The sequence below is a fragment of the Cellulomonas massiliensis JC225 genome (genome assembly GCF_000312005.1).
Lineage (GTDB): Bacteria > Actinomycetota > Actinomycetes > Actinomycetales > Cellulomonadaceae > Cellulomonas > Cellulomonas massiliensis.
Genome location: NZ_HE978588.1, coordinates 950,274 through 960,128, shown reverse-complemented (window position 1 = coordinate 960,128; position 9,855 = coordinate 950,274). Strand labels below are relative to the sequence as shown.

11 protein-coding genes are annotated in these 9,855 nt (G+C 76.1%); 3 read left to right on the top strand and 8 right to left on the bottom strand.

Annotated elements, in window-relative coordinates:
• From moeB to HGCM_RS04560, 6 genes are all read right to left on the bottom strand, one after another.
• Window positions 1-1,058: molybdopterin-synthase adenylyltransferase MoeB (gene moeB / locus HGCM_RS16865; protein WP_019135697.1), on the bottom strand; the 1,058-nt coding region annotated here is incomplete at its 3' end.
• 26 nt (window positions 1,059-1,084) lie between these two features.
• Entirely contained in the window at window positions 1,085-1,546 is a 462-nt protein-coding gene (locus HGCM_RS04580; protein WP_019135696.1) for an ACT domain-containing protein, read from the bottom strand.
• Window positions 1,546-2,619, bottom strand: a complete 1,074-nt coding sequence (locus HGCM_RS04575; RefSeq protein ID WP_019135695.1) for a lactate/malate family dehydrogenase — start codon at window positions 2,617-2,619, stop codon at window positions 1,546-1,548. The genes HGCM_RS04580 and HGCM_RS04575 overlap by 1 nt, the downstream gene beginning before the upstream one ends.
• 95 nt (window positions 2,620-2,714) lie before the next feature.
• Window positions 2,715-3,068, bottom strand: coding sequence for a TFIIB-type zinc ribbon-containing protein (locus HGCM_RS04570; protein WP_019135694.1), 354 nt, complete (start codon window positions 3,066-3,068; stop codon window positions 2,715-2,717).
• 96 nt (window positions 3,069-3,164) lie between these two features.
• Window positions 3,165-4,328: a pyridoxal phosphate-dependent aminotransferase gene (locus tag HGCM_RS04565; RefSeq protein WP_019135693.1), complete on the bottom strand. Its 1,164-nt coding sequence runs from the start codon at window positions 4,326-4,328 to the stop codon at window positions 3,165-3,167.
• Window positions 4,329-4,463: 135 nt separating this feature from the next.
• Complete coding sequence (locus tag HGCM_RS04560) at window positions 4,464-5,054, bottom strand: TetR/AcrR family transcriptional regulator (protein WP_019135692.1); 591 nt, start codon at window positions 5,052-5,054, stop codon at window positions 4,464-4,466.
• Window positions 5,055-5,270: 216 nt separating this feature from the next.
• Here HGCM_RS04560 and HGCM_RS04555 point away from each other — a divergent pair, with 216 nt between their 5' ends.
• On the top strand, window positions 5,271-6,752 hold the full coding sequence (locus HGCM_RS04555; RefSeq protein ID WP_019135691.1) for an MFS transporter: 1,482 nt from the start codon (window positions 5,271-5,273) through the stop codon (window positions 6,750-6,752).
• Window positions 6,753-6,819: 67 nt separating this feature from the next.
• Here HGCM_RS04555 and HGCM_RS04550 read toward each other — a convergent pair whose 3' ends face one another.
• Window positions 6,820-7,326 carry a low molecular weight protein-tyrosine-phosphatase gene (locus HGCM_RS04550; RefSeq protein WP_019135690.1) on the bottom strand — a complete coding sequence of 169 codons (507 nt, stop codon included), beginning with the start codon at window positions 7,324-7,326 and terminating at the stop codon, window positions 6,820-6,822.
• A 140-nt stretch (window positions 7,327-7,466) separates the two neighbouring features.
• Between HGCM_RS04550 and HGCM_RS04545 the strand changes: the two genes are divergently transcribed.
• Window positions 7,467-8,735, top strand: coding sequence for a M18 family aminopeptidase (locus tag HGCM_RS04545; RefSeq protein WP_019135689.1), 1,269 nt, complete (start codon window positions 7,467-7,469; stop codon window positions 8,733-8,735).
• Window positions 8,736-8,747: 12 nt separating this feature from the next.
• On the opposite strand, the gene map is transcribed toward HGCM_RS04545, so the two are convergent.
• Window positions 8,748-9,512 (bottom strand): type I methionyl aminopeptidase, encoded by a 765-nt coding sequence (map, locus tag HGCM_RS04540; protein ID WP_019135688.1) that lies wholly within the window; start codon window positions 9,510-9,512, stop codon window positions 8,748-8,750.
• An 84-nt stretch (window positions 9,513-9,596) separates the two neighbouring features.
• On the opposite strand from map, the gene HGCM_RS19660 reads away from it, so the two are divergent.
• On the top strand, window positions 9,597-9,855 hold a 259-nt coding region (locus HGCM_RS19660; RefSeq protein ID WP_040398923.1), incomplete at its 3' end, for a hypothetical protein.

Sequence of the window (9,855 nt, the reverse complement as noted above, 5' to 3'; positions counted from 1 at the left end):
ACCGCCGAGCGGACGCCCGACTGGCAGGTCACGTAGAGCGGCCGGTCGCGCGGCAGCCCGGCCACCGCGGAGCCGTCGAGCACGGTGCGCAGGGGCACGAGCCGGGCGCCGGGGATCGCGCCGGCGGCGAGCTCGTGCGGCTCCCGCACGTCCACGAGCACGCCGCCGTCGTCGAGGGCGGCCGCGAGAGCGCCGACGGAGACCGTGGGCTCGGAGGGCGTCGCGGGCACGCTCCGCTGCTCGGCCGCCTCGTCGCGCGCCGGCGTCGCGTCGGCCCGGGGGCTCGTCGGTCGCAGCGGCACCTCCCGCCACCGCGCGCGCAGCGCGTCGAGGACGAGCAGCCGGCCGAGCAGCGGCTCGCCCAGCCCGGTGACGAGCTTGACCGCCTCGGTCGCCATGAGCGAGCCGACCTGTCCGCACAGCGCGCCGAGCACGCCGGCCTGGTCGCACGACTCCACGGTCGCGGGGTCGGGCGGCTCGGGGAAGACGTCGCGCAGCCGCGTCCCGGGCACGCCGCCGGGCGGGGCCGCCCAGAACACCGAGACCTGCGCGTCGAACCGGAGCACCGAGCCCCACACGAGCGGCAGGCCCAGGCGCGCGCACGCGTCGTCGACGAGGTAGCGGGTGGGGAAGTTGTCGGAGCCGTCGACGACGAGGTCGTACCCGCCCAGCACGCCGTCGACCGTCTCGTCCGTCAGCCGCACGCGGTGCGCGACGACCTCGACCGAGGGGTCCAGCGCCGCCAGGGCGTCGCGCGCCGAGTCGACCTTGGGCCGCCCCACGTCGGCGACGCCGTGGACGACCTGCCGCTGCAGGTTCGAGGTGTCGACGACGTCGTCGTCCACGACCCCGATCGTCCCGACGCCCGCCGCGGCGAGGTACTGCAGGACCGGCGCGCCGAGCCCGCCGGCACCGACGACGCAGACGCGCGCCGCACGCAGCCGGCGCTGGCCGTCGACGCCGATCCCCGGCAGCAGCAGGTGGCGCGCCGCGCGCGCGAGCTGCTCGGGCGTGAGCGGCGGTCCGGGTGCGACCAGCGGGGGCAGACCTGACGGCACACGCCCACCCTAGGCAGGCGACCGGCTCAGGGGGCGGGCGGCGGCTGGATGACGATGCCGCTCACCGTCGCGCCGGCCTCGCGCGCGGCGGCGACGACGAGCTCGACGTCCACGAGCGGTCCCTCGACGAGCACCGGCTCCCCGGCCTCCGAGACGCCCGACCACGCGACCGCGGCCCGCGCCGGCGGCCGGAACGTCACCCCCCGCGGCAGGTGCATGACGCCGGCGGCCCGCACGCCGAGGTCGGCCGCGCGGCGGACGAGCACGCTGTGCACCGGCGTGAGCCGCTCGACCGCCCGGGCGAGCTCCTGCTGGCGCCGCGGGGTGGCCCGGAAGGTCACGACGATGAGGCCCGTCGTGTCGTCCACCTCAGCGGTCGCGAGGGACTCGAAGTTGACGCCGCGGGTCGAGAACACGGCCGCCAGCGCCGTCAGCGTGCCCGGCCGGTGCGCCCCCCGCACGAACGCCACCCACCGCTCGTCGTCCATCAGACCTCCCCCAGCCAGGGCGCGAGGCCCGCGTCGATGCGGTCGGCCACGACGGCCAGCCGCCGCTCCTCGTCGGGCGCCAGGCCCGGCAGCAGCACCTGGGTCCAGCCCTCGGGGCCGAGGACGACCGGGACGCCGAGGACGCCGCGGACCGGGCGGTCCTCCAGGCTCACCTCGCCGTCCAGCGCGACCTGCCCCGCCACCACGATGTCGCGGCCGTCGAGCACGGTGTCGACCAGGTCGATCGTCGCGCTGGCCGTGCCCGAGGCCGTCTTCGCGCCGCTCTGCTGCGTCATCCACGGCCGCGCGGCGAGCCGCAGGTCGGGCGGCCACGCGTCGATGAGCCGGAAGGCCGCGCCCATGTCGGTCGACGCCAGCGCCACCAGCTCGGACTTCACCTTCGCCAGCTCGGCGTCGAACGCGTCGAGCGCGCGGGGGCCGCGCACGTCGTCGACGGCCCGGCGTCGCTCGTCCGCGTCGAGGCCGGCGATCCGCACCGTCGACCACAGCGGGACCACGTCGTCGCCGTGCTGCCCGACGACGAAGCCGCCGACCCGGTGCCGCCGCACGCCGATCGAGACCGCGACCTCGCGCCGGAACCGCAGGGTGTCGAGCCAGGCGCCCATCCCGATCACGCGGTGCCGTCCGAGCCACCGGCTCATCACCGCGACGCCGAGCTCCACCGGGTTCGAGACGACGACGACGACCTCACGCCCGGAACCGTGCTCGGCGAGCGCGCCGGCGTACTGCTCGAACACCGCCATGTTGTCCCGGGCCAGCGCCGCGCGGTCGGGCACCTGGCCCGGCTCGGGCACGACCGTCCGGCCGGCGCAGACCACGACCACGTCCGCGACGACGTCGCGCGGGTCCAGCGCGACGTCGAGCATCGGCGCGTGCTCGTCGTACGCGTCGACGAGGTCGGTCGCGAGCCCGTGCACCGCTCGGCCCGAGCGCCCGCCGGGGCGGCCCACGAGCTGCAGGCGCGACGTGGTCGGCAGCACCCGCCGCTCGACGAGCTGCGTGCACACCTGTCGTCCGACGTCGCCCGTCGCCCCCAGCACCGCCACGTCCATGCGGCGACCCTAGGTGCGGGACGTGTCGCGGACGTTGCCGGCCCTGGTCGTGGGCGTGATCGTCCCGAGCGGTGGGCGGCGCGTCCGGATCGCGGTCAGAAGTCGAACAGGTCCTCCAGCCACGACTCGCGCTTCTTCTTGCGGTAGCGCGGGTCGCGCGAGTCGTACCGCGGGTCGTAGCCGCCGTCGCGGCGGTCGCGGTCGTCGTACGAGCCGTACGCCGGGCGGGCGTCGCGGCGGTCGTCGCGCGGGTAGGACGTGGGCACCGGGGGCGCCGCCGGGGCCGGGGCGGGCGGCGCGGCCGGGGTGGCGACGGCGGCGGCGCGGTCGACGATCTTGTCGAGCTCCCCGCGGTCGAGCCACACACCACGGCACGTCGGGCAGTAGTCGATCTCGACGCCCTGGCGCTCGGACATCACGAGGTCGGACTGGTCGACCGGGCACTTCATGGGACGGCCTCTCGTCGGCGGACGGGTTCCGCCGTGCTCAACGCGCGAGGGCGCGCCGGCGTGCCCGGTTCACGGTGCCGGCGCCCGTGCCGGCGGTCAGAGCGTGCGCTGCCAGGCGACGATCCGGTCGGCCGCCTCGCGCACCACGTCGACGGACGAGGCGAAGGAGAGCCGCACCCAGCGGTCGCCGTCGACCGGGTCGAAGTCGGTGCCGGGCGTGATCGCGACCCCCGCCTCGTCGAGGAGCCGCGCGCAGTAGGTGACCGCGTCGAGCCCCGAGCCGGAGACGTCGGCGTAGAGGTAGAACGCACCGTCGGCCGGCGCCGTGCGCTCCCAGCCGAGCTCCGGCAGCCGGGCCAGCAGGTGCTCGCGCGCGGCGGCGTACCGCTCGACGTTCTCGCGGGCGGCGGCGTAGCCCTCCGCGCTGAACGCGGCGACCCCGGCGTGCTGCGCGAGCGCGGGCGGGCACAGGGCGACGTTGCCGGCCAGCGCGTCGACGGGCGCGACCAGGTCGTCGGGGAGCACCAGCCAGCCGAGCCGCCAGCCGGTCATCGCCCAGTACTTCGAGAACGAGTTGACGACGACCGCGCCGTCGTCGAGGTACCGGGCGGCGGTCGCCGTCGGGACCGCGTCGCCGTACGTGATGCCGTGGTAGATCTCGTCGCTGACGAACCGCACGCCGTGGGCGCCGCACCAGCGCGCGAGGGCGTCGAGCTCGTCCGGCGCGATCATCGTGCCGGTCGGGTTCGCGGGGCTCGCGACGACGAGGCCCTCGACGGGCGCGTCCAGGGCCTCGAGCTGCGCGACGGTCGGCTGGTAGCGCGTCTCGGGCCCGCACGGCAGGACGACGACCTCGCAGCCGAGCGCCGCGAGGATGTTGCTGTACGCGGGGTAGCCCGGGACGGCGAGCGCGACCCGGTCGCCGACGTCGAACGCCGCGAGGAACGCGAGCAGGAACCCGCCCGACGAGCCGGTGGTGATCGCGATCCGGCCGGGGTCGACGTCGACGCCGTACCAGTCGGCGTAGTGGCCCGCGACGGCCCGCCGCAGGCCCGGCGCGCCGAGGGCCTCCGTGTAGCCGAGGTCGCCGCCGGTCAGCAGCTCGACCGCCCGCTGCCGGACGACGTCCGACGCACCGGTCTGCGGCTCGCCCGCGCACAGGTTGACCACCGACGCGCCGGCCGCCCGCCGCGCGTTGGCGGCGGCGAGGATCTCCATGACGGCGAACGGCGGCACGGCGGCGCGACGGCTGACCTTCATCCCCCCATCCTCCCGCCAACCGGTCGCCCCACCGCCCGGACGCGCTTCCGCGAGTTCGTAGCGCCGCGACGAGTTCGTGGCGTGGCGGCTACGAACTCGTCGCGGCGCGACGAACTCGACGGCGAGCCGGGCGGGTCAGGCGGGGGTGGGGGCCGACCAGCGGAGGCCGTCGAGCAGCAGGCGCAGGACGCGCTCGGTGCGCTCCCGGTCCATCGACTCGACGCCGGCCAGGCACACGCCGCTCACGGCGCGCATGAGGTCGGGCGGCTCCAGGTCGGTGCGGATCGCGCCGGCGGCCTGGGCCGCGACGACGAGGCGGCCGGCAGCGCCCTGCAGCGTCGCGCGCGACTGGCTCATGATCTCCGCGGCCTCGGGCCCGAGGCCCGCCTTGAGCGCCGAGGCCATGCCCTTCTTGCGGATGACGTAGCCGACGAAGCCCATGACCCACTCGTCGAGCGCCTCCCCCGCGGGCAGCCGCTCGAGCAGCTCGTCGGCCTGCGCGGCGAACGCCTCGACGTTGCTCCGGTAGACCGCCTCGATGAGGTCGAGACGGGTCGGGAAGTGCCGGTACAGCGTGCCGACGCCGACGCCGGCGGCCTTGGCGACGTCCTCGAGGGACGCGTCGGTGCCCTGCACGTCGAAGGCGGCGGTCGCGGCGTCGAGGATGCGCTGCCGGTTGCGGGCGGCGTCCGCGCGCAGGGGTCGCGGGGCGGCGTCCTGGCTCACGGCGTCCCTCCTCTGCCTGCGCTCGGCGATCCGGGCCTCCGACGAGCGGCACCCGGACTCGTCGTCGAGAAACGGTTGCACAACCGGAGGCAGCCTCCGTATAGTCACAACCGGAGGCGCTCTCCACTTTACACCGGACGGCCCGCGGGCGGGAGCCCGCCGCCGGCCCACCGCTCCAGCGCACACCCAGAACCCCTCGGATCCTCGGAGGTCCGCGTGTCCGACATCGCACGCACCGCCCGGACGGCCTCACCGGCCCTCGTCCTGGCCGTCATCCTCACCACGCAGCTGATGCTCATGCTCGACATGACGATCGTGAACGTCGCGCTGCCCGACATCCAGAGCTCGCTCGGCTTCACCCCGACCGGCCTCTCGTGGGTCGTCAACGCCTACACGCTGGCGTTCGGCGGTCTGCTCCTGCTCGGCGCCCGCGCCGGCGACCTGCTCGGCCGCCGCCGCGTCCTCATGGCCGGCATCGGCCTGTTCACGCTCGGCTCGCTCGTCGGCGGCTTCGCCGAGGGCACCGGCGTGCTGCTCGTCGGCCGCGCCGTGCAGGGCGTCGGCGCCGCGCTCGCCGCCCCCTCCGCGCTGGCCCTCCTCATGGGGCGGTTCCCCGAGGGCCGCGAGCGCGCCCGGGCGCTCGGCTACTTCTCCGCCGTGTCCATCGGCGGCTCGGCCATCGGCCTCATCGTCGGCGGGATGCTCACGCAGTGGGCGTCCTGGCGCTGGGTCATGTTCGTCAACGTGCCGATCGGCATCGCGCTCGTCCTCGTCGCCCGCGTCGTGCTCGCCGAGACGCAGCCGCACCGCGGGCGCTTCGACCTCGCCGGCGCGCTGACCTCGACCGTCGGCATGACGGCCCTCGTCTACGGGTTCGTCCGGGCCGCCGAGACGAGCTGGGGCGACGCGCTCGCCGTCGGCGGGTTCGTCGTCGGCGGGGTGCTGCTCGCGACGTTCGTGCTCGTCGAGCTGCGGGCGCCCTCGCCCATCACGCCGCTGCGGCTGTTCGCCGACCGCACCCGCTCCACCGCGCTCGGCGCCCGGCTGCTGCTCATGAGCGCGATGGCGGGGCTGTTCTTCTTCCTCACGCAGTTCCTGCAGGACGTGCTCGGCTACACGCCGCTGGCGACCGGCTTCGCGTTCCTGCCCATCACCGTGATGCTGCTCGTCTTCTCGCAGGTCAGCGCCCGGTCGATGGAACGGGTCGGGATGAAGCCGCTCATGGTCGGCGGGCTGTCCGTGACGACCGTCGGGCTGCTCGTGCTCGCGCAGCTCGACGCGGGCTCGTCCTACCTGCACGTGCTCGGCGGCCTCCTGCTGTTCGGCATCGGCAACGGGCTGGCGTTCGTGCCGCTGACCGCCGCGGGGCTCGCGGGCGTCGACCCGGCGGACGCCGGCGCCGCGTCCGGGCTGCTCAACGCCGCCCAGCAGGTGGGCAGCGCGCTCGGGCTCGCCGTGCTCGTGACGATCGCCGAGAACGCGGCCCGCGGCGCGGCCGTCGTCGGCACCACGCCCGAGGCGATCGCGCAGCACGCGTTCGTCGTCGGGGCGGAGCGGGCGTTCCTCGTCGGTGCCGGGCTCATCGCGGTCACGGTCGCGCTGCTCGCGACGATCCGCTCCCCGCGCCGGCGCACGGAGGAGGCCGACGGCACCGCGCTGCGGCCCGCCGAGCCGGAGCTCGCGCTCGTCGTCGACTGACCCCGACCACCGCACGGGCGGGCGACCCTCGGGTCGTCCGCCCGTCGGCGTCACCGGCGCCGGGCGGTCAGAGACGCGAGCGCACGTGGGCGACGACGGCGTCGGCCGCCGCCTCGACCTGCGCGAGGCACTCCTCGAAGTCCGCCATGCCGCCGTACCAGGGGTCCTCGACGTCGAGCGCGCTCTCGGGGACGCCAGGCCCGAGCGCGGGTGCCGCCGGGTCGAACGAGCGGTACATCCGGACGCGCTCGCCCTGCTCCGGCGTCGCGGCGATCCGCCGCAGGGCCCGCGCGTGGACCGCCGTCATCGCGAGCAGCAGGTCGTGGTCGGCCAGGTCGGACCGCTCGACCTGGCGGGCGCGGTGCCCGTCGCCGGTCGGGTAGCCGTGCGCGGCCAGCACCGTGCGGGCGCGCCGGTCCACCGGGTTGCCCCACTCCTCGTCCGAGATGCCGGACGAGTCCACCTCGACCAGCCCGTCGAGCCCCGCTGCCGCGAACCGCTCCCGCAGCACGATCTCCGCCATCGGCGACCGGCAGATGTTGCCGGTGCACACGGTCATCACCCGGTACGCCACCGCGCCATCCTCCCTGTCCCGCGCGCGCCCGCCCAATCCGCCGAGATCGACACCTCTGCCCGAGGTCGGCACGTCGACGTGCCGATCTCGGGCGGGAGTGCCGACCTCGGGCGGCAGGCGGCGGGTGGGAGGATCGGCGGGTGACCGTCGACGCCGCCGCCCTCGCCCACGCCCACGACCTCGCCGCGTTCGTCACCGCCTCGCCGTCGTCGTACCACGCGGCGCACGAGGTGGCCCGGCGCGTGCAGGACGCCGGCTTCGCGCGCCTCGAGGAGGCGGACCCCTGGCCCTCCGGTCCCGGCCGCCGGGTCGTGGTGCGCGACGGCGCGGCCATCGCGTGGGTGGTGCCCGAGGGCGCAGGCCCGACGACGCCGGTGACGGTCCTCGGCACCCACACGGACTCGCCCGGCTTCAAGCTGAAGCCCCGGCCGACGACGAGCCGGTACGGCTGGCGCCAGGCGGCCGTCGAGGTCTACGGCGGCCCCCTGCTGAACTCCTGGCTCGACCGGGAGCTCGCGCTCGCCGGGCGCGTCGTCACCCGGGGCGGCGCGGAGCTGCTCGTGCGCACCGGCCCCTTCCTGCGCATCCCGCAGCTCGCGATCCACCTCGACCGCCAGGTGAACGACGGCCTCACCCTCGACAAGCAGCGGCACACGCAGCCGGTGTTCGGCCTCGACGGCGTCGGGGAGGACGACGTGCTCGCCGCGCTCGTCGACGGCGTGTGCGACGTCGCGGACGTGCGCGGGTACGACGCCGTCGTCGTCGACACCCAGGAGCCCCGCACGTTCGGCGCGGGCGGCGCGCTGCTCGCCTCCGGCCGCCTCGACAACCTGCTGTCCACGCACGCGGCGCTCGTCGCGCTGCTGACCGCCCCGCCGACGGACCGCATCACCGTGCTGGCGGCGTTCGACCACGAGGAGCTCGGCTCGGAGTCCCGCTCCGGTGCCGCCGGCCCCTTCCTCGAGGACGTGCTGCGCCGCGTGCGCGCCGGCCTCGGTGCCGACGACGAGCAGTGGCACCGCGCGCTCGCCGCGTCCTGGTGCGTCTCGTCCGACGTGGGCCACTCGGTCCACCCCAACTACCCCGAGCGGCACGACCCCGTCGTCGCGCCCGTGGCCGGGGGCGGGCCCATCCTCAAGATCAACGCCAACCAGCGCTACACGTCCGACGCTGCGGGCGCCGCGTTCTGGGCGGACGCGTGCGAGCGCGCCGGCGTCCCGACCCAGGAGTTCGTCTCGAACAACGCCGTGCCCTGCGGCTCGACGATCGGGCCGATCACGGCGACCCGGCTCGGCATCCGGACGCTCGACGTCGGGGTCGCCCTGCTGTCGATGCACTCGGCCCGCGAGCTCACGGCGACCGTCGACCCCTGGTACCTCGCCCAGGCGATGACGGCGGCCCTCGCCTGAGGCCCGACCCTCTCAGTCCCGGGCGGTCAGCACCACGGGGCCGGCCTTCGTGACGGCGACCGTGTGCTCGGCGTGCGCCGCCAGCGAGCCGTCGGCCGTGCGGATGGTCCACCCGTCCGGGTCGACGACGTAGCCGTCGCCCCCGGCCATGAACCACGGCTCGATCGCGACGACCAGCCCGGCCCTGAGCTTGAGCCCGGTGCCCGGCCGCCCGAGGTTCGGCACGTGCGGCTCCTCGTGCATCGTCCGCCCGACGCCGTGGCCGCCGAAGTCCGCGTTGATCCCGTACCCGGCCGCCCGACCGATCCGGCCGATCGCCCCGGAGACGTCGCCCATCCGGGCACCGACCCGCGCGGCCGCGATCCCCGCGTCGAGCGCCCGCTCCGTCGTCTCGATGAGCCGCGTCGCCTCCGGCGTCGTCGACCCCACCTGGAACGTGATCGCGGAGTCGCAGACCCAGCCCTGCAGCTCGGCGGCGAAATCGACGCTGAGCACGTCGCCGTCCTGCAGCGCGTACGGGCCGGGCAGCCCGTGCAGCGCGGCGTCGTTGACGGAGGTGCAGAGCACGCCGGGGTACGGCATCGCGCCGAAGGACGGGTGGTAGCCGAGGTAGACGGAGCGCGCGCCGGCCTCGTCGATCATCCGGTGGGCGTGCGCGTCCAGGTCCGCCAGCGTCAGGCCGGGGCGTGCGACGTCGCGCAGGGACGAGAGGACGCCGGCGACGAACCGACCGGCGGGGCGCATCTGCTCGATCTCGGCGGAGGACTTGAGGGCCACCCGACCACCCTCTCATCCGCGGGCCGGGCGGCGGCCCCGGTCCGGCGCTCCGTCAGGGGCCGGGCGCTCGGTACCGTACGCGGCATGACGGCACCCGCTCGCGCGACGGTCCTGCGGTGGCTGATCCGGGCGCTGCCCCTCGCCGGGCTGGCCGTCGGGGCCGTCGCGCGCGGGTGGACCGGCGCCCTGGTCGGTCTGCTGGCGGGCTTCGTCGTGGCCGTCGTGACGGCGGGCGTGCTGGCCGTCGTCGCCCCGTCGGCCCTCGGTGCGGCGCGCTCGCGGCCGCGGGACGAGGAGCCCGGCCCGTCCGCGGCCGCGCCGCCCGTGCCCGTGCCGACGAACC